This window comes from Halorubrum coriense DSM 10284 (assembly GCF_000337035.1).
Taxonomy (GTDB): Archaea; Halobacteriota; Halobacteria; order Halobacteriales; family Haloferacaceae; genus Halorubrum; species Halorubrum coriense.
Genome location: NZ_AOJL01000005.1, coordinates 39,470 through 64,116 on the forward strand (window position 1 = coordinate 39,470; position 24,647 = coordinate 64,116).

General features: G+C 71.3%; 23 protein-coding genes and 1 pseudogene. 9 read left to right on the forward strand and 15 right to left on the reverse strand.

What is annotated here, in order from left to right; all coding sequences use genetic code 11:
* The first annotated feature begins 10 nt into the window (after positions 1 to 10).
* A complete protein-coding gene (locus tag C464_RS00255; RefSeq protein ID WP_006111462.1) occupies positions 11 to 508 on the forward strand; it encodes a hypothetical protein in 498 nt (165 codons plus the stop codon).
* A gap of 55 nt (positions 509 to 563) precedes the next feature.
* Here C464_RS00255 and C464_RS00260 read toward each other — a convergent pair whose 3' ends face one another.
* The 6 genes from C464_RS00260 to C464_RS00285 all read right to left on the reverse strand — a co-directional run bounded on the left by C464_RS00260 (position 564) and on the right by C464_RS00285 (position 8,665).
* Positions 564 to 1,922: an ABC transporter ATP-binding protein gene (locus C464_RS00260; protein WP_006111463.1), complete on the reverse strand. Its 1,359-nt coding sequence runs from the start codon at positions 1,920 to 1,922 to the stop codon at positions 564 to 566.
* Positions 1,919 to 3,040, reverse strand: coding sequence for an ABC transporter ATP-binding protein (locus C464_RS00265; protein WP_006111464.1), 1,122 nt, complete (start codon positions 3,038 to 3,040; stop codon positions 1,919 to 1,921). The genes C464_RS00260 and C464_RS00265 overlap by 4 nt, the downstream gene beginning before the upstream one ends.
* Position 3,041: 1 nt before the next feature.
* Complete coding sequence (locus tag C464_RS00270; protein ID WP_006111465.1) at positions 3,042 to 4,022, reverse strand: ABC transporter permease; 981 nt, start codon at positions 4,020 to 4,022, stop codon at positions 3,042 to 3,044.
* Positions 4,022 to 5,020 (reverse strand): ABC transporter permease, encoded by a 999-nt coding sequence (locus C464_RS00275; RefSeq protein WP_006111466.1) that lies wholly within the window; start codon positions 5,018 to 5,020, stop codon positions 4,022 to 4,024. Before C464_RS00275 ends, C464_RS00270 begins: the two co-directional genes overlap by 1 nt.
* Positions 5,021 to 5,199: 179 nt before the next feature.
* A complete protein-coding gene (locus tag C464_RS00280) occupies positions 5,200 to 6,846 on the reverse strand; it encodes an ABC transporter substrate-binding protein (RefSeq protein WP_006111467.1) in 1,647 nt (548 codons plus the stop codon).
* A 163-nt stretch (positions 6,847 to 7,009) separates the two neighbouring features.
* Positions 7,010 to 8,665, reverse strand: coding sequence for a GTPBP1 family GTP-binding protein (locus C464_RS00285; RefSeq protein ID WP_006111468.1), 1,656 nt, complete (start codon positions 8,663 to 8,665; stop codon positions 7,010 to 7,012).
* 118 nt (positions 8,666 to 8,783) lie between these two features.
* Between C464_RS00285 and C464_RS00290 the strand changes: the two genes are divergently transcribed.
* A complete protein-coding gene (locus C464_RS00290) occupies positions 8,784 to 9,632 on the forward strand; it encodes an HFX_2341 family transcriptional regulator domain-containing protein (RefSeq protein ID WP_006111469.1) in 849 nt (282 codons plus the stop codon).
* 277 nt (positions 9,633 to 9,909) lie between these two features.
* On the opposite strand, the gene C464_RS00295 is transcribed toward C464_RS00290, so the two are convergent.
* Entirely contained in the window at positions 9,910 to 10,932 is a 1,023-nt protein-coding gene (locus C464_RS00295) for a transcription initiation factor IIB (protein WP_006111470.1), read from the reverse strand.
* Positions 10,933 to 11,095: 163 nt separating this feature from the next.
* Between C464_RS00295 and C464_RS00300 the strand changes: the two genes are divergently transcribed.
* Positions 11,096 to 11,617, forward strand: a complete 522-nt coding sequence (locus tag C464_RS00300; RefSeq protein ID WP_006111471.1) for a DUF7858 family protein — start codon at positions 11,096 to 11,098, stop codon at positions 11,615 to 11,617.
* 29 nt (positions 11,618 to 11,646) lie between these two features.
* On the opposite strand, the gene C464_RS00305 is transcribed toward C464_RS00300, so the two are convergent.
* Positions 11,647 to 12,465 (reverse strand): P-loop NTPase family protein, encoded by an 819-nt coding sequence (locus C464_RS00305; protein ID WP_006111472.1) that lies wholly within the window; start codon positions 12,463 to 12,465, stop codon positions 11,647 to 11,649.
* 70 nt (positions 12,466 to 12,535) lie between these two features.
* Positions 12,536 to 12,967: an HIT family protein gene (locus tag C464_RS00310; RefSeq protein WP_006111473.1), complete on the reverse strand. Its 432-nt coding sequence runs from the start codon at positions 12,965 to 12,967 to the stop codon at positions 12,536 to 12,538.
* Positions 12,968 to 13,095: 128 nt separating this feature from the next.
* On the opposite strand from C464_RS00310, the gene C464_RS00315 reads away from it, so the two are divergent.
* The 6 genes and pseudogenes from C464_RS00315 to thiD all read left to right on the forward strand — a co-directional run bounded on the left by C464_RS00315 (position 13,096) and on the right by thiD (position 19,208).
* Positions 13,096 to 13,398, forward strand: a complete 303-nt coding sequence (locus C464_RS00315) for a DUF7091 family protein (RefSeq protein WP_006111474.1) — start codon at positions 13,096 to 13,098, stop codon at positions 13,396 to 13,398.
* 103 nt (positions 13,399 to 13,501) lie between these two features.
* A pseudogene (locus C464_RS00320) lies at positions 13,502 to 14,695 on the forward strand (hypothetical protein).
* A gap of 75 nt (positions 14,696 to 14,770) precedes the next feature.
* Positions 14,771 to 16,684, forward strand: a complete 1,914-nt coding sequence (locus C464_RS00325; RefSeq protein WP_006111475.1) for an ABC transporter substrate-binding protein — start codon at positions 14,771 to 14,773, stop codon at positions 16,682 to 16,684.
* Positions 16,681 to 17,547, forward strand: a complete 867-nt coding sequence (locus C464_RS00330; protein WP_006111476.1) for a phosphatase PAP2 family protein — start codon at positions 16,681 to 16,683, stop codon at positions 17,545 to 17,547. Before C464_RS00325 ends, C464_RS00330 begins: the two co-directional genes overlap by 4 nt.
* Before the next feature lie 61 nt (positions 17,548 to 17,608).
* Positions 17,609 to 18,238, forward strand: coding sequence for a DsbA family oxidoreductase (locus C464_RS00335; protein ID WP_006111477.1), 630 nt, complete (start codon positions 17,609 to 17,611; stop codon positions 18,236 to 18,238).
* Positions 18,239 to 18,350: 112 nt separating this feature from the next.
* A complete protein-coding gene (thiD, locus tag C464_RS00340) occupies positions 18,351 to 19,208 on the forward strand; it encodes a bifunctional hydroxymethylpyrimidine kinase/phosphomethylpyrimidine kinase (protein WP_006111478.1) in 858 nt (285 codons plus the stop codon).
* Between the two features lie 486 nt (positions 19,209 to 19,694).
* Here thiD and C464_RS00345 read toward each other — a convergent pair whose 3' ends face one another.
* The 6 genes from C464_RS00345 to C464_RS00365 form a co-directional block, all read right to left on the reverse strand.
* Positions 19,695 to 20,492, reverse strand: coding sequence for a ZIP family metal transporter (locus C464_RS00345; protein ID WP_006111479.1), 798 nt, complete (start codon positions 20,490 to 20,492; stop codon positions 19,695 to 19,697).
* Positions 20,493 to 20,583: 91 nt separating this feature from the next.
* Positions 20,584 to 20,742: a hypothetical protein gene (locus C464_RS18855; RefSeq protein ID WP_161781652.1), complete on the reverse strand. Its 159-nt coding sequence runs from the start codon at positions 20,740 to 20,742 to the stop codon at positions 20,584 to 20,586.
* 2 nt (positions 20,743 to 20,744) lie between these two features.
* A complete protein-coding gene (locus C464_RS00350) occupies positions 20,745 to 21,347 on the reverse strand; it encodes a hypothetical protein (RefSeq protein ID WP_006111480.1) in 603 nt (200 codons plus the stop codon).
* A complete protein-coding gene (locus tag C464_RS00355) occupies positions 21,347 to 22,492 on the reverse strand; it encodes a signal peptidase I (RefSeq protein ID WP_006111481.1) in 1,146 nt (381 codons plus the stop codon). The genes C464_RS00350 and C464_RS00355 overlap by 1 nt, the downstream gene beginning before the upstream one ends.
* The gene (locus C464_RS00360) at positions 22,492 to 23,607 is read right to left on the reverse strand and encodes a DUF7467 domain-containing protein (protein WP_006111482.1); all 1,116 of its coding nucleotides are present in this window, start codon (positions 23,605 to 23,607) and stop codon (positions 22,492 to 22,494) included. The genes C464_RS00355 and C464_RS00360 overlap by 1 nt, the downstream gene beginning before the upstream one ends.
* Complete coding sequence (locus tag C464_RS00365; RefSeq protein WP_006111483.1) at positions 23,604 to 24,395, reverse strand: hypothetical protein; 792 nt, start codon at positions 24,393 to 24,395, stop codon at positions 23,604 to 23,606. The genes C464_RS00360 and C464_RS00365 overlap by 4 nt, the downstream gene beginning before the upstream one ends.
* Positions 24,396 to 24,647 lie beyond the last annotated feature (252 nt).

Consider the following 24,647-nt stretch of genomic DNA (forward strand, 5'->3'; position numbering starts at 1 on the left):
AGAGCCCCACATGGTCGACAGACGCCACGACAGTTCGACGGACCGCACCGGCTTCGACGAGACGAAGAACTATCTCTCGAGCGCCCTCGGCCGCGTCGTGCCCCGGTCGGTGGCACGGCGCGCGGTCGACGTCGCCGTCAGCACGGACGCCGCCGAGTACGCGCCCGACGAACCGGTCACGATCACCGTCGCGATCCGCAACCGCCTGCCGGTTCCGGTCGAGGTCCCCACCTCGACCCGCCGCGCGTGGGGCTGGGCGGTCGACGGCGTGCTGGAGGCCACGGACGAGCGGCTCTACGTGTGCGCCGAGGAGTCCACGCTCGCGTTCCGGGCCGGGGAGACGAAGCGGGCGACGGCCACTTGGAACGGCCGCTTCCGCCGGACCGACGGTGACGGCCTCGACCGCTCCGTCCGCGCCGACCGGGGGGAACACACGATTTCGGCGTTCGTTCCGGTCCCCGACGCCGACGAGCGTCACGAGGACAGCGTTCGGATACGGATCCGATAGCCGGCGGCTCCCGGTCGGCTCCGCACATCTTCACGAAAACGCGCCGTCGAGCCGCTCAGTCGTCCGCTTCGGGCGCGCCGAGGCGCGCCGCGCCGTCCAGCGCGCTCTCGTCGACGGCGCTGGCGACCGCCTCGTCGCGGCGCAGGTGACACGCGGCGTAGTGGCGGCCGTCGCTCAGGGTCGACTCGATCTCGTAGGCGGGCTTCGCCGTCGCGCAGACGCTCTCGTCCGCGAACCGCTCCGTCAGGAGCGCCTCGGCGTCGTCCCACTCGTCGCGCTCGATATGGCCGAGCGCCTCGTCGAGCAGCGTGCCCGCGTCACCGCTCGGCACGCCGCCGTCGAAGTACCGGCTCCGGAGCGCGTCGGGGTCGGTCTCCTCGAACGCCCGGCGCTTCACCGCCCGCTGGAACCGCACGACGCTCCGCCACGTCTCGTCGGTCATCTCGTACGCCTCCGGCTGGATCAGCTTCGGACACCGCGTCCGGAAGCGACAGCCCGAGGGCGGGTCGATCGGCGACGGCACGTCGCCGGACAGCAGCTCGTCGCGGCCCCCGCTCCGCGGGTCCGGAACCGGGATCGCGTCGAGCAGCGCCCGCGTGTACGGGTGTTTCGGGTTCTCGAACAGCTCCTCTTTGTCGGCCAGTTCGACGACGTTCCCGAGGTACATCACTGCCACGCGGTCGGAGATGTGCCGGATGACGCTCAGGTCGTGCGCGATGAAGAGGTACGTCAGGTCGAACTCCTCCTGCAGCTCCTCCATCGTGTTGAGCACCTGCGCTTGGATCGAGACGTCGAGCGCCGACACCGGCTCGTCGCAGACGATGAAGTCGGGGTTCACCGACAGCGCCCGCGCGAGGTTCACGCGCTGGCGCTGCCCGCCGGAGAACGCGTGGGGGTACCGGTTGTAGTGTTGCGGGTCGAGCCCAACCTTCTCTAACAGCTCCTTGGCACGGGCCTCCCGGCCCTCCTCGTCGAGCATCCCGTGAGCCTGCATCGGCTCCTCGACGATCGGCCCGACCTTCATCCGCGGGTCGAGCGACGACTGCGGGTCCTGGAAGATCATCTGCATGTCCTTCCGCATACGCCGCAGCGGCTCGCCGGACAGCGACGCGAGGTCCTCGCCCTGGAAGTAGACGCTCCCGCTCGTCGGTTCGAGCAGCCGGAGGACGGTCCGCGCGAGCGTCGACTTCCCGCAGCCGGACTCGCCGACGAGCCCGAGCGTCTCCCCCTCCTTGATGTCGAAGCTCACGCCGTCGACCGCGCGGACGTCCGAGGACGACCGAGAGACGTACGGGAACTCGTCGCCGAGAGACACGCCGCCGAGGAGGCCGCTGTCGTTGTCGAAGTACTTGCACAGGTCTCGGACCTGGAGCAGGGCGTCGGGGTCCGACTCTGCGGGGCCGACCCCGCTCATTCCGCCTCACCCCCCGTCTCGGTGAGGCCGGCGGAGAACCCGCTCCCGGTCTCCGTCTCGATCGCCGGGCTGTCGCCGTACCCCACGTCGAACGCGTCGTGTTTCACGCACGCGCCCGTGTGCGTCGCCTCGCCCTCGTCGCTCAGGTCCCGCAGGTCCGGGTGGACCTCCCGGCACACCTCCCGGGCCTCGGGGCACCTGGAGTGGAACCGGCAGCCCGAGGGCGGGTTGATCGCCTCGGGCATCACCCCCTCGATCGGTCTGAGCTCGTCGACCGTCTTGTCCGGTCGCGGCATCGAGTCGAGCAGCGCCGACGTGTACGGGTGTTTCGTGTCGTAGAACAGGTCGTCGACCTCGGCCTGCTCGATGATCTCGCCGAGGTACATCACGTTCACGCGGTCGCAGATCTCCGCGACGACGCTCATGTCGTGGGTGACCCAGATGAACGACGTGTCGTACTTCTCTTGCAGCGCCGTCACCATCTCGAGGATCTCGCCTTCGACCGTGACGTCGAGGGCGGTCGTCGGCTCGTCGGCGATGATCAGGTCCGGCTGGCAGGCGAGCGCCATCGCGATCAGCACGCGCTGCCGCATCCCGCCGGAGAACTGGTGGGGGTACTCGTCGTACCGCGACTCCGGCGCGGGGATCCCGACTTCCCGGAGCATGTCGATCGCCTCCTCCTTCGCCTCGGCCGGGTCGAGGTCGCGGTTGATCTCGATGAACTCCCGGAGCTGTCCCCCGACCGTGAACACGGGGTTCAGCGACTCCATCGGGTCTTGGAAGATGATCGCGATCTCGCGGCCGCGGATCCGCTTCCGCATCTGGGTCTCGGTGAGCATCTCGTCGCGCGGCCGCAGTTCGCCGGCGTCGCCCTCTTCGAGCCCGAAGATCGTCTCGCCTTTGAACTCGATCTCGCCGCCGACGATCTCGCCCGGGCTGTCGACCAGCCGGAGGATGCTTGAGGTCGCGACGGACTTGCCCGCGCCCGACTCGCCGACGAGCCCGACGATCTCTCCCTCGTACACGTCGAAGGAGATCCCGTCGACGGCGCGAACCGTTCCGTCTTCGGTGAAGAACTGTGTCTTGAGATCGCGTACGCTGAGTAGTGGTTCGGTCATATCAGTTGTTTATCCGCGGGTCGAGAGCGTCTTGGAGGCCGTCGCCGAGGATGTTGAAGCCGATGACGGTGATCAGGATCGCGATGCCGGGGAAGAGGCTGAACGTCGGTGCCGGAAGCATGTAGTTCCGGGACGCCGAGAGCATCTGCCCCCACGACGGCGTCGGCGGCTGCGCGCCGAAGCCGAGGAACGAGAGGCCCGCGACGATGAGGATGCTCACGCCGATCTGGAGCGTCGCCTGGACGAGCACCGGCGCGAAGCTGTTCGGGATGACGTGCCGGAGGATGATGTTCCGGTCTTTCACGCCGGCCGCGCGGGCGGCCTCGATGTAGTCCTCCTCGCGCACCGAGACGACGCGGGAGCGGATCAGCCGGTTGAACACCGGTATCGACGTGATCCCCACGCCGATCATCGCGAAGCTGAGGTCCCGCCCGAACGCGGTCATGAACGCGATGACCAACACGAGGAACGGGATCGCGTAGATGGTCTCCGTGACGCGCTGGAGCACGTCGTCGATCCAGCCGCCGTAGTAGCCCGACACCGCGCCGATCAGCGTGCCGCCGACCAGTCCGATCGCGGTGGCCATGAACCCGACGGTGATGGCGATCCGCGTGCCGTAGAACAGCCGGCCGAAGATGTCGCGCCCGCGGTGGTCGGTCCCCATCGGGTGTTCGAGCGTGCCCTGCCCGTACTGGTTCTCCATCCCCACGGGCGGGAGCAGTCGCCGGACCTGTTCGGGGTCTTGCACCGGGCTGTACCAGATCATCTCCGCGACGCCGTAGTCGAAGACGTAGTAGTCGATCGAGGCGAGCAGCGCGACGAGCGTGATCGCCCCGACGGTGTAGATCCCGATCCGCGCCGTCGTGTCGCGTTTCACCTGTCGCAGGGTGTATCGGAGGCCGACGCGGGCCTCGATCTCCCCGGCACCGGTTCCCTCCGTGTCCGCCGAACCGTCGGTCGCTGAGTCTGTTTCGGTAGCCATTATGATTCGTCACCGTAGGCGACGCGGGGGTCGATGTAGGCGTACGCGACGTCGGTGATGATGACGCCGATGACGAACGCGACGCCGAACATGAACGTCGTCCCCATGATGAGTTCGTAGTCCTGGTTGTTGATCGCCGTGATGATCAGCCGGCCCATGCCCTGGATCTCGAAGACGGTCTCGGTCAGCACCGCACCGCCGAGCGCCGTCGAGAGGCCGAGGCCGACGATCGTGATCACGGGCAGCTGTGCGACTTGGAAGGCGTGTTTCCGGACGATCTTCGACTCGGAGACGCCGTAGGCGCGGGCGAGCTTGACGTACTCGCCCTGGAGCGACTCCACCATCGACGACCGCTCGATCCGCGTGATCTGCGCCATCTGGAGCGTCCCGAGCGCCACCATCGGCATCGCGAGGTGATACAGCGAGGTCCGGACGACCTGGAGCTGCGTCTCTGCCCCCCTGATGTCGGCCGGCGACGCCCACGGGAGCGGGAGGCCTCGGGCCGGGAACCACCCCAAGTAGAACGCGAAGACGATGATGAGCATGAGGCCGATCCAGAACGACGGCGTCGACACGCCGATGAGCGAGACGATCCGCGAGACGTGGTCGGCGGGCTTGTTGCGCCGCTTCGCCGAGATGACGCCGAGCGGAATCGCGGTCACGATCGCGAAGATGAACGCCGACACGGTGAGGTACAGCGTCACCGGGAGCCGGAGCAGGATCATCTCGAGGACCGGTCGGTCGTAGTAGATGCTCTGCCCGAGGTCCCCGGTCGCCACCCCGGCGAGGTAGGTCAGGAATCGCTGGTACGCCGGGCGGTCCAGCCCGTACCGCGCCCGGATCGCCTCGACCTGTTCCTGTGCCGGGCTGGGCCCCAGCATGATCTCGACCGGGTCCCCCGGAATCTGGTTCGCGAGGAAGAACGTGATCGTGATGATTCCGATCAGTACCGGGATCGCCTGTGCGAGTCGCCAAAGTGTGTACCGTAAGAGCCCCATCTGTGTGGTTGCTATCGTCGATGTTCTTGGACGATTATTTAATCTGCCCGATTTTTTACCGCTTTCGTCGCGCCGCTGTTCTTCGAAGCGTTCGAACCGGAGTCAGACTGACGCCGTTCCGGTTTCGAATCGGCGGGGACGAGACGGTTCGCGGACCGACCCGTCACCCGACCGAACCGTTACTCGACCGCGACGTTGTTGTGCCCGGTGAAGAGCTGGATCTCGCTGGAGATGGCGTGGGAGCTGAAGTCCGACACGCTGTTGTGGATGCCGTAGGAGTTCTTGAGGTTGTACGCCGGGATGTGGACGCGCCCCTCGAGCAGCTCCGTCGTCGCGTCGATGTAGAGCTGGCGGCGCTCCTCGTAGTCCGCGCTCTCGCGGGCCTGCGTCAGCATCCCGGAGGCCTCGTCGTACTCGTGGAACGTCCCGTTGGTCGTCCCCTCCACCTCTTGGCTCAGCAGCTGGTACGCGAACGCGTCCGGGTCGGGCGAGCCGGACCAGCCGAGCGTGTACATGTTGTACCGCTCCGGGTCGCCGGTGACGTAGGCGTCGAGGAACGTCCCCCAGTCCAGCCGCTGGACTTCGACGTTGTTGAAGCCGGCGTTCTGGAGCCCGTCGCCGATCGAGATGCCGATCTGTTCGCGCTTGTCGTCCGGCGGGACGATGATGCGCCAGTTGTAGTCCATGTCCACGCCGGCCTCCTCGAACAGCGCCTGCGCCTGCTCGAGGTCCTGGTCGTGGGAGATGTCGCCCCACTCGTCGAGCGGGAAGTCCCACTCCTCGGCCATCGTCCGCGGGTACGGACTCACCTGTCGGACGCCGGCGGGCTCGACGAAGTTCTCGACCGCCTGGTCCATCGAGACGCAGTAGTCGACCGCCTCGCGGACGAGCGGGTCGGACGTCGGCCCCGCGCCGCAGTTGAACGCGAGGTAGAAGTACCCGATGCCGGGCGTCTCGCTGATCGAGGCGCTCTCGTTGTTCCGGACCGTCTCGTACAGCTGCGGCGGGATGGTCTCGATGATGTCGACGTTGCCGGTCTCGAGCTCCGTCACCCGCGTGGTCTGCTCTTCGATCGGCTCGAACTCGACGGTCGCGAGGTTCGGCAACCCGTCGGCGTCGCCCCAGTAGTCGTCCCAGCGTTCGAGCGTCGCGTAGCTCTCTGGCTCCCACTCGGCCAGCTGGAACGGCCCCGAGCTGACGGGGTCGGTGTTGTACGCCTCCCGGTCGCTCGTCCGGACCTCTTTGTTGACGACGCTCCGGACCAGCGCGGTCTCGAACGCCCCGTAGGGGTACGCCAGGTCGAACTGGACGGTCGTCTCGTCGATCACTTCCGCCGTGTCGACCATGTTGACCTCGGAGGCGTTCTCCGTCTCCTCCTCGGCGGGCGCGAGGACCGTGTGCATCACGTCCTCCGCCGTCACCGGGTCACCGTTCTGGAACATGGCGTCGTCGCGGACCGGAACGATGTACCGCGTCCCCTCGCGCTCGACCGTCGGCATGTCGGAGGCGATCCCCGGCACGAGCCCGACGCCCTCGTCGTACTCGTAGATCCCGTCGAAGATCCGGCCCGCGATCTGCGCGGACGGGACGTCGTTGATGATGACGGGGTCCATGTCGAGGGGTCCCTTCACCTGCGCGAAGTACAGCTCTTGGTTCGGGAGGTCGCTCCCGTCGCCGCCGTCCGACCCGTCGGAGCCGTCGCCGCCGTCGCCGCCGTCCGACCCGTCTCCGCCGCCGGCACACCCGGCGAGGAAGAACGAGGTGCCGGCTGCCCCGCCGGCGAGGACCTTCCGTCGCGAAATGCGTCGTGTGTTTTCTCGTCGCATACAGGCAACTCTTGTTTCCGTCTAATAAGGTTTTGGGTCGGCATGTTCGTACGGTCACTCTGTTCGCCCTGTTGTCCTTTTGTGAAGACAAATTCACACTCTCGCCGTTCGGATCAGCGAAAACGGCGGAATGTGTCGGCTCCCTGCGGTCGAAAAGCGCGGATCAGCGGTCGGCGGTCGACGGCTCGCCGTCCGTCTCTCCGACGTCGGTCACGGTTCCGACGCCCTTGCTCGACCCCTCGCGGAAGACGAACCGCTGTCCCGCCTCGATCAGGTACGGCCGGAACTTGAAGCGGACGCGCGCGTTCCCCGTGTCTCCCGGGAGCAGCCGTCCCTCCTCCGGGAAGAACGCGGCCGCCTCGGAGAGGGTCTCGAGGTGGACCACCGGCTCGTACCCCTCCTGGATCCGGGTCGGGTGGTTGAGCACCATCACCTCCGCCTCGAACTCGCGGACCGGCTCCGGCTCGCTGTCTCTGGGAACCAGGGCCATCCCGCGTTCGATCTCCGCCTCGTCGACGCCTTTCAGCGCGATGCCGACGATCCGCCCGGCGGTCGCCTTGTCGACCCGGTGGTAGTGCATCTCGATCGACCGCACCTCCACCTCGCGGAACGAGCCGTCGGGCATGGGCCCGAGCAGGAGCTCGTCGCCCGTCTCGACGGTCCCCGAGTTCACCGTGCCGGACGCGACCGCCCCCACGCCGGTCACCTTGTAGCTGCGGTCGACGTACATCCGGAACGCCTCGCGGTCGGGCGTCGCGCGCTTCGGGAGGCGCTCGAACAGGTGATCGAGCGTCCCGATCCCGTCTTTCGTCACCGCGCTCGTCCGCAGCAGGGGAACGACCCCGTCGCCGACCTCCGCGACCGCGGTGTCGACGCCGTGGCGGTCGACGAGCAGCGGGGTCTGCCCGGCGTCCCGGAGCATCGACTCGACCTCGCGTTCGACCGCGGCGAGCCGGTCGTCGCTCACGGCGTCCGCCTTCGTGACCGCGACGACGGTCGGCAGTTCGGTCGCCAGGAGGATGCCGAGGTGTTCGCGGGTGGTCTTCGTCGGCCCGTCGTCGGCGGCGACGACGAGGAGCCCGTAGTCCAGCTTCTGGCCGACGATCCCGCGGATCGTCGTCCGGAGCCACGGCTCGTGGCCGACGGTGTCGACGAAGGAGACGAGCCGGTCGGCCGCCTCGACGACCCCCGCGCGGTCGGCCTTGCGGTGGGGGTTGTCCATCCGAACCGGCTCGTCAGCGCCGTCGGCGAAGCCGTACACCGCGTACGAGAGGTCGGCCGAGAGGCCGCGCTCGACCTCGTGGGGCTGGACGTCGAGGAAGCCGCGCGTACCCCCCTGCCCGTCGTCGGCGCGCCCGGTGACGAGCGTGCCGACGAGCGTCGACTTCCCGTGGTCGACGTGACCCGCGGTGCCGACGACGAGGTGGTCCTCGTCCGCCTCGAAGACGCCGCCGTCGCGGAGCGTGGCGAGGCCCACCAACCCCGCCTCGTCGCCGTCGCCGCCGGAGCCGGCGCTCCACGTCTCCACGTCGGCGATGTGGGCGTCGGCCTCGTCGGCCAGTAGCGAGAGCACGTCCATCGTCTCGGAGAAGGCGTCGGGAGAGACGCCGGCCAACCCCCCGTCGTCGGTGACGCCGAGGACGTAAGTGGCCTCGCCGTCGCCGGAGAGGACCCGGTGGCGGAGCTGGGCCACGAGCGACTCCATGCGCCCGTCGGCGAGGTGAACCTCGCGCGTCAGTCGCTCCTTGAACTCGATCGCGCCGCCGTCTCGCTCGCCGCGCTCGATGGCCCGCCTGAGGGCGGACCGGTCAGCGCTCATGTGTGAACGTAGGCGACAGCCGGATTTAACGGTTTTCGTGGTACGTGCCCCCACGGCTCGTGATCGGTACCGAGCGCTCCGGCGGGCTATTTAACCGGCCGCCGCGGACAACGTGGACATGGACACTTCGGTCCCCAGCGTCGCCGAACGCCGCGTCCACGTGGTCCCGCTCGGTTACGAGCGCGACCGGATCGTCGAACCCCTCCGCCGCCACGGCACCGACGTCGCCTACCTCCTCGCCGACGCCCCCGACCGCGACGGGGCTCGCGGCGACGTGGACTTCGACGCGGCCACCGCCCCGGATCCGACCGACACCCGCATCGACCCCGACGGACTCACCGACTACCAGCGGGACGCGTGGGCCGCGGTCGCCGAGTTCGCCGAGGTCCGACCGATCCCGGTCGCGCACGCGGACGTGTACGACGTACTCGGCGTGACGACGACGGTCGCCGCGCGCCACCGCGCCGCCGCGGCGGACGGTGACCGGCTCTTCGGCAACGTCTCGACCGGACCGCGGATCGCCGCGGTCGGCGTCGCGTTGGCCTGTATGATCGTCGGCGCGCGCCCCTACAGCGTCGAGCCCGAGCGCCACCGCCACGACCGGCGCACCGAGCCGCTCACCGAGGGCGTCGAGCGCACCGTCGACCTGCCCATCTACCCGATGGACGCGCCCACGACCGACCAAGTCGCCGTCCTCGGTCGGCTCCACGACCGCGCCGACGAGAACCGGACCACCGACAAGTGGAACCTGATCGAGTGGGCGCGCGAGCGCGGCCTCTCGTTCCTCCGCGAGGCCGGCGAGAGCCGGACCGCGAAGTACCGAGCGCTGGAGACGCACGTGCTGTCGCCGCTGCGCGAGCGCGGGTACGTCGAGCTGGAGGACGTCGGACGCTCCGACACCGTGCGCCTCACCGAGACCGGGCGCCGCGTCTTCTTCGCGTTCAAGCACAAGATCGACGACTCCTGACCGGTCGGCACGCGCGACGCGATGCGTCCGCTCCGAGCGTGTTGTACGGTCTGTCCGTACTATCGACGGCTAACGTAGAATGCTCCCCCGCGCCTCGATACAGATGCGTGACGCCCGCCGGGCGGTCGGGGTGCCCTCCCTGCCCTCCACACCGCCTCGCCGCTATCGGTCGCCGGTCGCCGCCGCTCCCTCCCGCGGCGACCGGCTCCCGCTGACGCCGCTCCGGCCGCTCGGCGGCCCGTCACGGCCGACGGTCCCCCGTCGGCGCTTTTCCGACTCACTCCTCGGTGAGGTCGACGTACGTCCGCCGGACGGTCACCGGCGTCACGCCGGCCACGTCCGCGGCCTCCCGCTGCGTACACTCCGCGTCGAGCTCGCGGGCCGCGGTGTAGAGACAGGCGGCCGCGACGCCGACCGGGTTGCGGCCGTTGGCGATCCCCTCCTCGACGGCGCGCTCGGCCAGCTCGCCCGCCCGGCGCTCGACGGCGGGGTCGCAGCCGAGGTCGCTCGCGAACCGCGGGAGGTACTCCGCGGGGCCGCTCGGCGCGATCGGCAGGCCGAGTTCGCGGTTCATCGCGTCGAAGGCGGCCCGATGCTCGTCCTCCGTCGCCTTCGCCTCGGCGCACACCTCGCCGACCGTGCGCGCCACGTCGGCGGTGCGACAGGCGACGTAGACGCAGGCGGCCGCAAAGCCCTCCAGCGAGCGCCCGCGGAGCAGGCTCTCGTCCTGTGCGGAGTCGAACAGCGCGCAGGCGGCGTCGCGGACGCTGTCGGGGAGCTCCAACGCGCCGGTGAGCCGTCGGATCTCGGTGTAGGCGTACACCTTGTTGCGGTCGCGCTTCGTCGAGATCTGCGCGCGGTTGTGCTGGGTCCGCATCCGCGCGAGCCGGCGGCGCTTGCGGCCCTTCACCTTCGTCGACCGACCGATCTCCGTCGAGAGGCCGCGGTCGTGGCGGGAGCGCGTCAGGGGCGCGCCGGTCCGCTTCGGATTCGTGTCGTCGTCGTCGAACGACCGCCACTCGGGGCCGTGATCGATCCGGTCGGCCTCGACGACGAGCCCGCAGTCGGCGCAGACGCGCTCCGCGCCGTCGACGCGCGTGCGCCCGCCGCACTCCGGACACGTCTCGCGGTCGGCGGTCTCCTCGGTCGTCGCGGCCGCCTCGGCCGGTCCGGCCGTCTCGGTCGACGGACCTCGGTCGGCGCTCACGGGGCGATCGGTCGTCGCGGCGCGGTCGGCGGTCGCGGCGTCGTCGGTCTCGGTCCGGGGCGAACGAACGCGGGTCGAGCGTGCGTCACTCATCACACGTCGAACTCGGGCCCGATGCCTTACTTAAACCCGGGCGAATCGGCGGTCGATCGGTCGGATCGCCGCCGCCGAACCGACCGGTAATCGGTCGGTGGCCGGGCGACCGATCGCGCCGCAGTACGGTGGTTTTAACCGCTCGTGCGAGACAGCGATTCGCATGACGCTGTCGGAGATCGCGGCGGGGGTCGAGGTGACCTCGCGCCAGCGCGATCGCGGAGTCGCCCTCGCCGACGACACGGAGACGCCGCTCGTCGACCGCCTGTCGGCGCACGCCGAGTCGCTCCCGTGTACGCCCGAAGCGACCGCCACGCTCGTCGACGCCTACACCGCCGGGCGGAGCGTCGGCGACGCGGCGCGCGAGGCGGGCGTCTCGCCGATGACGGCCGCGAAGACGCTCCACCGATGCGGCGTCGCGGGCGTCTGTCCGCTCTCGCCCACCGGACGCGACATCGTCCGCGACTGGCTCGATGGCCGGACCTCCCGCAGCGAGGCCGTCGCGCTCACCGGCGGCGACGAGGCGGACTTCGCGCTGGCCACCTACGTCGAGACTCACGATCCGGTCGAGGTCGTCGCGGAGGCGGTCGACGCGCAGGTCGCCGGCTCCGCGCCGCTGGGCGACGGACTCGGTGCCGACGACCCCCTCGGCGACGCGCTCGGCTCCACCGACGGACTCCGCTGACCGCCGCTTCAGCTTCCTTCCGGCCCGACTCAGGACGTGATCCGTTCGACGAGCCCCGGCTCCGGAAACTCCACGTCGAGCGCCGCGTCGAACGCGGTCTCGTACGCGGTCGCGATCGCCCGCGCGTACGCGTCATCTTCCCCTGCCGCGGTCGGCGCGGCCGCCACCTCGGGGTCGGTCCCCGGCACGCGGACGACGCCGTCGCCGCCGCTCTCGTCGCCCCCGCCGCCTCCCGGTCGCTCGACCGCGAGCGTCGCGTCGAGGCTCCCGCCGACGTCGGCGATCCGCCCCCGGAGCCGCTGGGCAGCGTCGCGTCCGTGGGCCGTCGCCGGCCTGACCGCAACCGCGCGGTCGACGGTCGTCGCGGCCGCGACGGCCTCGTTCGACCCGACCGGCGCGGCGTCGACGACCACCGCGTCGTACGTCGTCGCCGCCTCGTCGATCCGGCGCTCCAGCTTCCGGGCGGCCTCGGCGGTCTTCGCCCGCGCGACGCGCTCGAACGGCGCTCTCGCCGGCACCGCGTCGACGCGCCCGGGAAGGTCCGGGCCGTAAGCGTCGCCGCCCGCCGCCGCGTCGGCGCGTCCCGACCGCCCGGCGTTCCCGCCGCTCCCGACGACCGGGTACGTCGCCGCCGACAGCGCCGCGTCCGGATCGTCGGTGAGGAGCGCGGTGAGGTCGGGGTCGATGCGTCCGGCCACGTACTCGGAGAGTCCCTGCGTCGTAAACGCGGCGTCGACGACCGCCACGTCGTCGCCGTCGCGCGCGCCCATCGCCGCCAGCTCGACGGCGGTCCGCGTCGTTCCCGCGCCGCCGGTCGCCCCGATCAGCGCGAGCGTCGTCGCCTGCATGTTCCGGCCTCGCCGGAGCCCGGTCTTAAAAATCGCGAAACCGGGATACCGCGAGGCGGTCGACCGCTCCCTATTCGTCTATCGCGGCCGCGACCTCGTCGGCGACGGCGTCGAGTTCGTCGTCCGAGAGGTCGGGCCGCTTGCCCGCCACCGCGTGGATCGGCGCGCCGCCGTCGCCCTCGAACCGCGGGACGACGTGAACGTGGACGTGCGGGACCTCTTGACCGGCCGCCTCGCCGTCGTTGACGCCGACGTTGGCCCCGTCGGCGTCGACGGCGTCCTCGATCCGCGGCGTGAGGGACGCGACCGCGTCGAACAGGTCGCTCGCGAGGGCGGCGCCGAGGTCGCCGACGTGCCGCGCGTGCGACTTGGGGATCACGAGCGTGTGGCCGCGAGCGAGCGGGTTCGCGTCGAGGAACGCCAGCACGGAATCGGTCTCGTAGACGGTGCGCGCCGGGATGTCGCCGGCCACGATCGAACAGAAGATACAGTCGTCGGACATACCCGAGCGATCGCTCGGCCGTCCCATCAAGGTTTCCCGGGGCGGGGGTCCCTCGCGGCCCGCGCTGTCGCGGCCGCAGCGCCCCGCCCCGCCAACGGACCTATATCCGCCGCGCCGAAATGGCGGGTATGGACGACCGGCTCGAACGTGCGATCCGCCAACAGCTCCGCAAGGCGGGCAAACAGTTCGAGGAGGCCAGACGCGCCTACGCCGAGGGGCGCGACGACCCCGAGGGCGACGCGGCGGCCGCGGCGCGGTTCGACCTCCCGGCCGACGAGTCCGGCGCGGCGCGCATCGTCTGCCGTCGCCACGCGGAGCGCCGGACCGTGCCGGTCGACGGCGAGGGGCGACCGGCCTGTTTCGCGTCCGGCCACCCCGACTGCGAGGGGTGCGCCGAGGACATCCGCGACGGCGTCGTCGAGACGTGGTGAGCGCCGCGACGGCGTCGGAGCGCGGTCACGTGGCGACGCCTGATCGGGGTCGCGCGGCGGCCTAACCCGAACAGGTTTGTTTCCCGGGACACAGGTGCGGCGCATGAAACGGGCGACCGTCGTGGTCGGGCTCCTCGCCGTCGTCGTCGTCGGGCTCGCGCTCTCCGGGTTCTTCGCCGGGCCGACCGCGGAACCCGCGCCCGGCGACGTCGCGGACGACAGCCTCATCTCGGTCGCGGGGGACTACCGGCTCTGGCCGCACACGAGCCGGAGCCGGAGCGTCGAGGGGCGGACGCTCGCGATCAACCTCGTGTTCCACGCCGACGCGGACGCGACGCGGGCCGCCATCGAGGGCGACGCGGCCGCGAACTGGGAGGAGACGGACCCCGACGAGGCGGCGGCGACGGTCGACGACGGCGATCAGGTCCGCGAGTTCGTCGCCCGCGACTGGCGGGACGCGCACAGCTCGCTCCGCTACTCGTACGTCGAGGGCCCGACCGGCGGCGCGTGGCTCACGGAGACGTTCGAGCTCCACGACGGGCGGTACCTCGGCGTCCGCGACCACCTCCGCGCGTACGAGGCCCCCGACGGCTCCTACACCGCGATACAGGCCCACGCGGAGTACTACGACTGGTTCCGACTCCGTCACACCGTCCCCGACATCGACGCGCCCGCGACGCGGCTGGAGGGGGAGTTCACCGGGTCGGACCGCGCGACGGACGTGCGACGCTAGTACCGCGGCATCGACGGCGGCCGCAGCGACGGCTGGCTCTCCGTGATCGAGCTGGCGACCGCCGCGGCGCTCGTCGGGACGCTGCTCCGCCGGCGCACCCGCGAGGCGGCCGTCGACCTCGCCCGTCGGCTCCGGACCGACGCGAGACGACACGGCGCGGCCGCGACGCTGGGAATCGCGCTCGGCGTCGTCCTCGTCGGCGTCCGCGTCGCGGGCGTGACGCTGGAGACGGCGCTGCCGGGGGTGTCGCCGAAGGCGATCGCGAGCCCGCTGTACCTCGTCCTCGCGGTCGGGCTGCCCGCGCTGGTCGTCCGGCGCGCGCCGCGCTCGGACCCGGCGGCCGCGTCGGTCGCCGTCGTCCTCGGGCTCGGCGCCGGGTTCCTCGCCGACTTCGCCGCGCTCGGGGTGGCCGTCCCCCCGGACCTCATCGCCCACCGGGCGGCGCTCCTCGCCGCGCTCGCCGTCGTCGCCGTCGGGTGCGCGGTCGCGGACCGAGCGACCACCGCCGTCGGCCTCGCGGCGTGGGCCGTCGGGCTGGCGCTCCCGCTGGCGAACGCGATCTGAGGGGGCTCCCGGGCCGTCCGGCGCGACGACGGCACAGAAGAGATATACCGAGCGACGGAAAACAGGGAAAAACGAATGACACGACCGATCAGTCGACGAGCGGCGCTCGCGGGCCTCGGCCTCGCGGCCGCCAGCGCCGGCTGTCTCGGTCGCACGGAGAACATCGCCGGACGGAACCCGCGCGAGCAGCTGACCCTCGAGATCAACGCCACGCCGGCGGACGCCGACCCCAACGGGATCCGCATCGCGAGGCAGCTCGAAGAGCACCTGACCGCGGTCGGCGTCGACGTCCGACTCAACACGGTCGGACAGACCGACCTCTGGCGGAAGGTGCTCATCAATCAGAACTTCGACCTCTACGTCGGGCAGTTCGTCGAGACGGAGCCGTTCGACCCCGACGCGCTGTACGGGCTGACCCACTCGCGGTTCGTCGCGGAGTCGGGGTGGCAGAACCCCTTCGGCCTCACGGAGATGGCCGTCGACGACCTGCTGGACCGACAGCGCCGGGCCACCGGTCGCGACCGCGACGACGCCGTCGCCGCGCTCCAAGAGACGGTGTGCGAGCTCCAGCCCTTCTCAGTCGTCGCGTTCCCCGACGCGCTCACCGCCGTTCAGGAGAACCGGTTCGACGGGTGGACGGCGGACCGACAGCCGCTCTCCGTCACCGGGCTCCTCGGCCTCGACCCCGTCGCTGCCGGCTCCGGGGACGGCGGCGCCGCGACGAACGCGTCGACAGGCGGGAACGAGACGGCGGCCGACGCGGACGCCGACGGGGCGGCCGGTGACGCCGCAGACTCGACCGGGGAGGCCCTCCGGCTCGTGACCACCGACGACCGGATCACGGAGAACTGGAACCCGATCGCCGCCGAGTACCGGAAGTACGGGACCTTCACCGGACTGTTGTACGACCCGCTCGCCCGCGCGGACGGCGACGAGGTGTTCCCCTGGCTGGCCGCCGACTGGGAGCGGGTCGACGAGACGACGCTCGACGTCTCGCTCCGGGACGCCCGGTGGCACGACGGCGAGCCCGTGACGGCGAGCGACGTCGCGTTCACCTACGAGTTCCTCCGCGACACCTCGCTCGGGAACGTCGAGACCCCGGTGCCGGCCCCGCGGTTCCGCGGCCGCAGCTCCCTCGTCGAGGGGGCGCGCGTCCGCGACGACGCGACGGTCAGGCTCACGGTGCCCGACGTGAACGAGACGGTCGCCGCCAGGGCGCTCCGGGTGCCGATCCTCCCGGAACACGTCTGGTCGGAGCGGGCCCACGCCGCGACGATCGCCGGCTTCGAACTCGACTTCGAGACCACGGAGGCGGTCGTCTCCAACAACCCCGACCCCGTCGGAAGCGGCCCGCTCCGGTTCGCGGAGGCGACCGCGGGGGAGTCGGTCGCGTTCGAGCGGAACCCCGACCACTTCCTCGTCCGGTCGGCGTCCGAAGACGACTCGGACGCGGTCGACGAGCCCGCGGACCCGCGAGCGGGGATTCCGCTCCGATACCACGGGAAGCCGGCGTTCGACCGGCTCCGAATCGACGTGCTGCCGTCGGACATCTCGGCCGTGGAGACGGTCGCCGAGGGGCTCGCGGACGCGACCGTCTCGAACCTCGGCCCCGAGTCCGTCCCGCGGATCGGCCGCTCGGCGGACACCCGACTCGTGAGCGGCCGGTCGGCGGCGTTCTACCACGTCGGGTACAACGTGCGGCGGAGCCCGCTGTCGAACCCCCGGTTCCGGGCGGTGATCGCGCGGCTGATCGACAAGGCCGCGGTCGTCGACGACGCCTTCGACGGCTACGCCCAGGCGGCGACCTCGCCGCTCGCGGCGTCCCCGACCGAGATCCCGGAGTCGGTGACGTGGGCCGACGGGAGCGACCCGATCCACCCGTTCTTCGACGACGACGGGTCGCTCGACGTCGAGGCCGCTCGGGCGGCGCTGCGCGACATCGGGTACCGGTTCGACGACGAGGGGCGGCTGCTCTCGCGGGGCCGATGACGCCGCTCCTGTCCGTCCTCGCCTCGGTGCTCGCGTGGGTCGGGACGCTGCTGGCCGTCGCGAGCGTCGCGGTGATCGGTCCCGCGCGGCTCCGCGAGGGGTGGGGCGGGGTCCGCGGGCGGATCTGGGACGCCCGCCGCGGCGTCGCCGTCCTCTGTGCGGTGCTGGTCGTCAGCGCCGTCGGCCGAAGCTCGTTACAGGTGGTCTCGGAGCTGTTCGGGCTCCAGGCGACCGCGCTCATCTACGCGCTCGAGGGCGGGTTCGTCGCGTGGGTCCAAGCGACGTTCGCGACGCCCGCGCTGACCGCGTACCTCTCGTGGGTGTACGTGTACGGCTACGCGTTCCTGCTCGCGTTCCCGGTCGTCGCCTACCTCGCGCTCCCCCGGACGACGACGCTCAGGCGCGTCCTCGTCGCGTACGCGCTCAACTACGGGATCGGGCTCGCGCTGTACACGGCGGTGTTCGCCCACGGACCGCGGAACGTGATGCCCGACATGGTGACGCCGCTCCTCTTCACCAATCGGCCCGACGTGATGGCGCTCACGAGCGAGGTGAACGTGAACACGAACGTCTTCCCGTCGCTCCACACCTCGCTCGCGGTCACCGTCGGGACGTTCGCCGTGCTGACCCGCGACGAGTACCCGCGGTGGACGCCGGTCGCGGTGTGGCTCTCGCTGTCGGTCGTCGTCGCGACGATGTACCTCGGCATCCACTGGCTCACCGACGTCGTCGCCGGGTTCGCGCTCGCGTTCGGCTCCGTCGCGCTCGCGTACCGGACCGTGGACCCGCGGGCCGAGGGCGTCGAGCCGAGTGGGGAGCCGGGCGACGAGTCGCCGCCGTCGGAGCCGAACGCGAGCGACTGAGCGACCCCCTTGGACCGCCGCCGAACACACCGTTTTGTGTCGCCGGGCGCTACGTGGACGTATGAGCGCCGACCGACGGACCATCACGGTGTACTCGGACTACGTCTGCCCGTTCTGTTACCTGGGTCGAGAGTCCCTCTCACAGTATCAGGCGAACCGCGACGAGGAGCTCGCGATCGACTGGCGACCGTTCGACCTGCGGAGCCAGAAGCGCCGCCCGGACGGGACGATCGACCACTCCGTCGACGACGGGAAAGACGACGAGTACTTCGAGCAGGCGAAACAGAACGTCCGCCGGCTCGCCGACGAGTACGGCGTGGAGATGGACCTCGACATCGCCGCCGACGTCGACTCGCTGTCCGCCCAGATCGTCTCCTACTACCTCCGCGAACACGCCGACTACGAGACGTGGCTCGCCTTCGACGAGGCGGTCTTCGCCGCGCTCTGGGAGGACGGCGAGGACATCGGCGACGCCGACCTGCTGGTCGAGATCGCCGTCGACGCTGGCGCCGAGGCCGACGAGGTCCGGTCGGCGCTCGACGACGAGACGCTGCGGGAAACGGTCAGGGAGCGGTTCACCGAGGCGCAGCGGGAGGGGGTAACCGGCGTGCCGACCTTCGCCTACGACGGGTACGCGGCGCGCGGCGCCGTCCCGCCCGAGCAGCTCGAACGGCTCGTCGAGGGGACCTGAGCCCGCCGTCGTCCGCGGCGAGGGCCCCGCCCGTCGCCGTCCGGGAGGACCGGTAGCTCGGCCGAGCGGGCAGAACACCACTAATTAATACCACCAAGTTGTACTACTGCCTATGTCCGAGTACGAGCCGGTCGACCCGCCGGTCGCGCTGGCGATCGCCGGCAGCGACAGCGGCGGCGGGGCCGGGATCCAGGCGGACCTGACCGCGATGACCGCGCACGGCGTCTTCGGCACCGCGGTCGTGACGGCGACGACCGCCCAGAACACCCGCGGCGTCGAGGGCGTCCACCCCCTTCCCGCCGACCACGTCGCGAGCCAGCACGCGGCGGTCGCCGGCGACTTCGACGTCGCGGCGATCAAGACGGGGATGCTGGCGACCGCAGAGATCGTCGAGAGGGTGACGGAGCTGGTCGCGGACGCGGACGCCCCGCTCGTCGTCGACCCCGTGATGGTCGCGGCGACCGGCGACCGGCTGCTCTCGCCCGCCGCCGAGGACGCCTACGAGGCGCTGATCGCGGCCGCGACGCTCGTCACGCCGAACGCCGACGAGGCCGCGGTGCTGACCGACGAGCCGGTCGAGACCCCGGCCGACGCCGAGCGGGCGGGCCGCGAACTCGTCGCGCTCGGCGCGGACGCGGCGCTGGTGAAGGGCGGCCACATCGACGGCGAGTCGGCCGACGGGGTCGTCGTCGACACCCTCGTTCGGCGCGACATCGGCGGCGGTGACGGCGAGGGCTCCCGGTCCGGCGTCGCCGTCGACCGCTTCGAGACGCCGCGGATCGACACCGACGCGACGCACGGCTCCGGCTGCGCGCTGTCGAGCGCCATCGCCGCGCGGCTGGCGCGAGGTGAGTCGCTGCGCGAGGCCGTCGGTGTCGCGGTCGAGGAGATGACCGAGGCGGTCCGGCGCGGCTACGACGTGGGCGAAGGCCCGGGTGCGGTCAACCCGACGGTGTTGGGTGAGGAGTGAAGCGATCGGTCGAGACGATAATTCGCACTCGGTCTTCATCGAGTCGAAGACCGCCGAAGCCCCAGTCGCTCGGCAGCACGCGTCCGTTTATAAGTGGCCGATCGGAACCGATACCACCGAAGCCCCAGTCGCTCGGCAGTACGCGTCCGTTTATAAGTGGCCGATCGGAACCGATACCACCGAAGCCCCAGTCGCGAGCCGGGCGCACGCTCGCCGCGCTCCTCGTCGCTCACTCCGTTCGCTCCTGCGGTGCTCGCGTCGCCTGCCCCCGGCTCGCGACTGCCCCTTCGAGCCCCACCCCGCAGCACCGCACCTCACACCTCCCCAGCCTCGTCGCTCACGCCCTGCGGGCGTTCGCGACTCCCTCGCACGCGCTCCTCGCGCCCTTCGGGCGCTCGGAGGCGCGCGCCACCGCACCGCACAGTTATAAACAGCCGTCGCAACCGACGGTGTTCAATTAAATAGCTCGCCGCTGCCCTCGTCCGTTTATAAATACGCGAGCGGGATCATCAGCGCGACGCCGAGCGCGACGCCGCCGGCGAGGACCCGCCTGCCGCCGTGCGGGAGGTCGGAGCCCGTTTCGAGCGCCTCGGGGATGAACTCCGAGAGGACGAGGTAGATCATCGCGCCCGCCGCGAAGCCGAAACCGTACGGGAGGAACTCGCGGGCGTACCGCACGAACGCGAACGCGATCACGGCCCCGATCGGCTGCGGGAGACTGGAGAACACCGCCCACCACACCATCTTCCACTTCGAGACGCCCATCGCCCGCAGCGGGATCGAGATGGCCGTCCCCTCGGGAACGTTGTGGATCGAGATGGCGACGGTCATGAACACGGCCAGGAGCGGGACCGTGAAGCCGAACAGCGCGGTGCCGCCCTCCAGCCCGAGGTCGGCGAAGGAGACGCCGACGGCGATCCCCTCCGGGAAGCTGTGGACCGTCAGCACGCCGAGGATCAAGATCAGCTTCTTGAAGTCCGCCTCCTCGTACTCCCGCGGGTCGATCTCGGCGTCCGTCAGCACCTCGTGGGCGACGACGACGAGGACGACGCCCGCGAGCATCCCGACGGCGATCTCCGCCGGCGTCCCCTCCGCGAGCCCCTCTTGCACGAGCCCGAACAGCGACGCCGACAGCATGATCCCCGAGGCGAAGCCCCACAGCACCACGTTGCCGCGGTCGCTGATCGAATCGAAGAAGAAGAACGGCAGCGCGCCGATCCCGGTCGCCAGCGCCGTGATCAGGCCGGCGACGAAGACGAACGCGTAGGCGTCGAAGGCGACCATCTCTCCGCTGATCGTACGTCGATCCCACCCATAACTCCGGCGGGCGCGTTCACCGGTTGAGAACGGCGTCCCCTCCGAGCCGTGGGGGAGTTCACCCGAGCGCCCGGACGAGGCTGGCGAGGGACACGAGCAGCACCAACAGGGCGAGGAGCAGCAGCGCGGTGAGCTTCGCTCCGGGCGGGGAGCAGCGCACGCGGAACTGTGCGCCGCGCCTCCGGAGACGTCCTCCCGGCCGGCTCGGTGCGGGCACGGTCACGCCTCGCTCCCGAACCGCGACGGCTCCGGCGAGTGACGACCCGCGACCGCGCCGAAGTCGTTCGCGTCGGGCGCGGTCGGCTCCTCGGCGGTCGCGTTCCCCGCCGGGGCCGACTCGTTCGTCACCGGCCCCGGCGCGTCACTCGGCGGGCTCGACTCGTTTTGCGTCGGCGCGTCCGCCGGTGCGGAGACGTTCCCGTCGGCCGGGGCGGAGACGTTCTCGCCCGCCGGTGCGGAGACGTTCCCGTCGGCCGGTGCGGAGACGTTCCCGTCGGCCGGTGCGGAGACGTTCCCATCCGTCGGGATCGAGACGTTCTCACCGGTCTCCGTGCCGTTCGCCGCTGGCGCGGTCCCGTTCGCCTCACCGGCGGTGCGGTTCCCCCCGGCGGTGGCCGTCTCGTTCCCGACCGGAACGGTCACCACGGCGAATCCGCTCCCGCTCGACTCGTCGATCTCCGCCAGCTCGTCGGGCGTCTCGAACGTCGTCGTCACGTCGGCCGTCGACGTCAGGAGGGCGACGGTCAGCCCCCCGGAGAACGCGACGCCCCACACGAGCACGACGAGCGCGAGGAGCGCGACGAACCCGCGGTTCGCGGCCATCAGCTCTCCTCCCCGACGCCGTCGCTCTGCGCCGGCGTCGTCGCCGCGGCCGGAACCGAATCCGGCTCGTCGGCGGTCGCGCTCCCTTCGCCGGACTCCCCGTCGGACGAGTCCGACCCACCGCCGTCCTCGGTCGCCGCTCGCTCTTCGGTGCCCGTCGGCTCTTCCGTCGCCGCTTCGTCCGATTCGCGCGTCCTGCGGTCCCCCTCGCGCTCTCCACCGTCGACGACCGCGCGCGACGTCGGTTCGGCCGCGTCTGCGGTCGCGTCGGCGGCCGGCTCGGCTGTCGGTCCGTCTCGGTCGAGGACTCCGCTGGCCGGGATCCACGCCGCGAGCGCGCCGAGCAGGAGCGTCGACGCGCCGACCGCGACCGCTATCGCGGCGGCGGTCCGGAGTTCGAGCGCGACGTACACCGCGTAGGGGGCGAACGCGGCGAGCACCGCCGCCGCGCCGCCGACCGCGTCGACCGATATCCCTCCGGAGCCGTCCGTCGCGTCCGTCGCGTCCGCCGCGTCCGCCGTCTGCGTCGCTTCGGCCGCGACCGCGGAACCGGTCTCCGCCGCCGGACTCCCGCCGTCGGTCGGCTCGTCCGCGGGGTCGACGGTCGTCGATGGCTGCGACTCCGCGTCGCCGCGCCCGCCGACGATCGACCAGATCTCCGTGACCGCGAGCAGTCCGAAGGGGAGCAGCACCAGCGCGACGAACCCGGCCGGGGTGCCAGCGAACTGGATCACGTACCCGATGTACGGGATCGTCAGCGTCACCGCGCCGACGAGGCTCCCGGCGGGGACGAGCCCCGGATCCGGCCCCTCGTTGGCGTCGCCCATCGTCTCGAACGCGAGCGCGCCGCCCTCGTCGACCACGTCGATCACGCGATGGGTCACCGGCACGTCGCTCGCGCCGCGGGCGAAAGTGATCACGTCGCCCTCGGCGATCGCGGCCGGGTCGCGCTCGGCGACGATCACCACGTCGCCCGGCGCGATGGCCGGGGACATGCTCGCCGTGAGCACGACGAAGCTCTCGTCCGCGCCGACGACCTCCGGGACCGCGAACACCGCGAACGGCGCGACGAGCGCGATCAGCAGGACGATCCCGAGTACGTTCGCCGCGCGCTTCGTCCGTGGTGATGTGAGTATGGTTGTCATCAGTTCGCCTCCGTGCCGCAGAGCGGCTCGCCGTCCGTGGTCGCGGCCGCGACGATCTCGTACAGCCCGCCGTAGACGTCGCCGACCCTGAGCGGAACCGAACAGCTCGTGTGGACGTTGACGCCCGCGTGACCGCCGCCACTACTGCCGCTGCCGCCGCCATTTCGGCCCTTGCCGTTCCGACCGTTCCCCCCGTCCCCGTCGGTCCCGGAGTCGGCGTCCGCGCCCCCGTCGTCGAGGTAGATGTTGGGGCCGATCCACCCCGGGTTGCCGTCGGTCGGCGCGGCGGTCCCGTCGACCACGAAGGTCCCGTTCGGGTCCACCTCGCCGTCGAACACGGTCGTCCCGCCGGTGCCTCGGCCGCCCGCGCCGCCGCCGGTGGCGACGACGACCACGGTCGCCGGGTCGTCGCCGAGGTACCGGAGCGTGAGCGAGCCGACCGCGACGCCGTTCTCGTCCTCGCAGGGGACGCACGCGGACTCGCAGACGGTCCCCGCGAAGGGGTTCGACCCCGCCGCGTCCGCCTCGGCGACGTGGCGGCACTGCTCGGCGTACAGCCGGACCGTCAGGTCGGTCGCCTCGCCGCTCACGTCGGGCGAATCCGCCGGGAGGTACGGAAACACCTCGACCATGATCGGGTCGTCGTCGGGACCCAGACACTTGGCGTCGATCCGCACCCCGGCCGCGAGGTCGCGCTCGACCTCGGCGAGGGGTCGGTAGCCGTCGGTCACGGACTCGCCGTCGACGACGACCTCGACCTCCAGGGCGTTCCCGAGGCGGTCGCCGTCCGGGCAGGGGGTCGCGAGCCACACCCGAACGGGGTTCGCCGACGCGCCGACCGCGAACCGCTCGGGGGCCGGTCCGTCGTCGGACCGAGTGCGGTCGACCGTCAGCGGGCCGAGCGAGACGGTCCCGTCCGTGGGGACGCCGTCGACCGTCAGCCCGACCTCGCCGGCTCCGAAGACGTTGTTCGAGAACGTCTCGCGGTCCGAGAGGTACGCGCCCGTCCCGAGGCCGCTGGCCATGCCGACCGCGCCGACGCCGCCGATCCCGGCGAGGAGCCGCCGCCGGCTCAGTCCGCTCGGGCGTCGTCCGCCGTCGCTTCCGGGGCTCATGCGCCCCCTCCGTCGGCGTCGCCCTCCGCCGTGGCGCTCGGCTCGAAGGGGTTCCCCTCGGCGGCGCAGTCGTCGGCGGCGAACGCCACGTCGAACTCGACGGTGCCGCCCTGTCCGGCGTTACCGCCCTCGTCACCGAACGCCCACGCGAAGGTCAGGCACCGCTGCTCGCCGGCGAGGAGACAGCCGTTGTCGAGGAGCCCGGGATTCAGCTCGATACCCGCCGCGAGCGCGGAGCCGTCGAACGACGCGAGGCTCCCGGCCGCGACCCGCTCGCCGTAGTCGGCGAAGTCGCTCTCGGCCCCGCCGCAGGCTCCGACCCCGAGCACGCCCGTGTCGTACCGCACGTCGAGCGAGACGCGCTCCGCGACCGCGGCGCTCGCGGGATCCGCGGCGTCGAAGCTCGGCGCGATACGCAGCCACACCCGGACGCCGTCCGGGGCCGTGCCCGCGGGGTCGTCGAGCCGGAGACCGACGCTCGCGGTGCCGGTGTCGCCCGGCAGCGCGTTCTCCAAGGCGACCAGACGGATCCCGTCCGAGACGACGTCGTTCTCCGAGTCGGTCGGGCTCGATCCGATCAGCGTCCCGTTCTCCGTGCGTCGCCAGCCGACGAGCAGGTCCCAGGGGGTGTCGGTCTGCGCGACCGTGTACTCGGAGTAGTCGCCCCAGCTGTCGCCCCCCGTCTGCCGTCTGGTGGCCGCCCCGAGGGTCGCGAAGCCGACGGCCCCAGCGCCCGCGAGCGCTTTTCGCCGCGTGAGTGTCAGTTCATCAGATATTTTGTGTGTCATGGTCGCCTCCCCGGCTCCGAACGGCCGTCTCGTCGATGTCACTCCCTACGCCGTCTCAGTCCGTATGTATGGACCTCCTACCGAGCCGGTCCGACGATCCTACCTAAAGGTTCCGCGCCCCGCTCCGAACGGTTCGCAGGTGTTCCGCGGAGTCGAGGGCCGTCCCGTCGTCGTTCGTTGCGCCCCCGAAGGGAACCCCGATCGCGGTCGTGAACCGCCGCGTCGGCCGCCCGAAAGCGCCGAGTCGAGAAG

Bases quoted from the DNA above. Each gene is read 5' to 3' on its own strand.
- C464_RS00255 (WP_006111462.1), top strand. From the start codon at position 11: ATGGTCGACAGACGCCACGACAGTTCGACGGACCGCACCGGCTTCGAC.
- C464_RS00260 (WP_006111463.1), bottom strand. From the start codon at position 1,922: ATGAGCGGGGTCGGCCCCGCAGAGTCGGACCCCGACGCCCTGCTCCAG.
- C464_RS00265 (WP_006111464.1), bottom strand. From the start codon at position 3,040: ATGACCGAACCACTACTCAGCGTACGCGATCTCAAGACACAGTTCTTC.
- C464_RS00270 (WP_006111465.1), bottom strand. From the start codon at position 4,022: ATGGCTACCGAAACAGACTCAGCGACCGACGGTTCGGCGGACACGGAG.
- C464_RS00275 (WP_006111466.1), bottom strand. From the start codon at position 5,020: ATGGGGCTCTTACGGTACACACTTTGGCGACTCGCACAGGCGATCCCG.
- C464_RS00280 (WP_006111467.1), bottom strand. From the start codon at position 6,846: ATGCGACGAGAAAACACACGACGCATTTCGCGACGGAAGGTCCTCGCC.
- C464_RS00285 (WP_006111468.1), bottom strand. From the start codon at position 8,665: ATGAGCGCTGACCGGTCCGCCCTCAGGCGGGCCATCGAGCGCGGCGAG.
- C464_RS00290 (WP_006111469.1), top strand. From the start codon at position 8,784: ATGGACACTTCGGTCCCCAGCGTCGCCGAACGCCGCGTCCACGTGGTC.
- C464_RS00295 (WP_006111470.1), bottom strand. From the start codon at position 10,932: ATGAGTGACGCACGCTCGACCCGCGTTCGTTCGCCCCGGACCGAGACC.
- C464_RS00300 (WP_006111471.1), top strand. From the start codon at position 11,096: ATGACGCTGTCGGAGATCGCGGCGGGGGTCGAGGTGACCTCGCGCCAG.
- C464_RS00305 (WP_006111472.1), bottom strand. From the start codon at position 12,465: ATGCAGGCGACGACGCTCGCGCTGATCGGGGCGACCGGCGGCGCGGGA.
- C464_RS00310 (WP_006111473.1), bottom strand. From the start codon at position 12,967: ATGTCCGACGACTGTATCTTCTGTTCGATCGTGGCCGGCGACATCCCG.
- C464_RS00315 (WP_006111474.1), top strand. From the start codon at position 13,096: ATGGACGACCGGCTCGAACGTGCGATCCGCCAACAGCTCCGCAAGGCG.
- C464_RS00325 (WP_006111475.1), top strand. From the start codon at position 14,771: ATGACACGACCGATCAGTCGACGAGCGGCGCTCGCGGGCCTCGGCCTC.
- C464_RS00330 (WP_006111476.1), top strand. From the start codon at position 16,681: ATGACGCCGCTCCTGTCCGTCCTCGCCTCGGTGCTCGCGTGGGTCGGG.
- C464_RS00335 (WP_006111477.1), top strand. From the start codon at position 17,609: ATGAGCGCCGACCGACGGACCATCACGGTGTACTCGGACTACGTCTGC.
- thiD (WP_006111478.1), top strand. From the start codon at position 18,351: ATGTCCGAGTACGAGCCGGTCGACCCGCCGGTCGCGCTGGCGATCGCC.
- C464_RS00345 (WP_006111479.1), bottom strand. From the start codon at position 20,492: ATGGTCGCCTTCGACGCCTACGCGTTCGTCTTCGTCGCCGGCCTGATC.
- C464_RS00350 (WP_006111480.1), bottom strand. From the start codon at position 21,347: ATGGCCGCGAACCGCGGGTTCGTCGCGCTCCTCGCGCTCGTCGTGCTC.
- C464_RS00355 (WP_006111481.1), bottom strand. From the start codon at position 22,492: ATGACAACCATACTCACATCACCACGGACGAAGCGCGCGGCGAACGTA.
- C464_RS00360 (WP_006111482.1), bottom strand. From the start codon at position 23,607: ATGAGCCCCGGAAGCGACGGCGGACGACGCCCGAGCGGACTGAGCCGG.
- C464_RS00365 (WP_006111483.1), bottom strand. From the start codon at position 24,395: ATGACACACAAAATATCTGATGAACTGACACTCACGCGGCGAAAAGCG.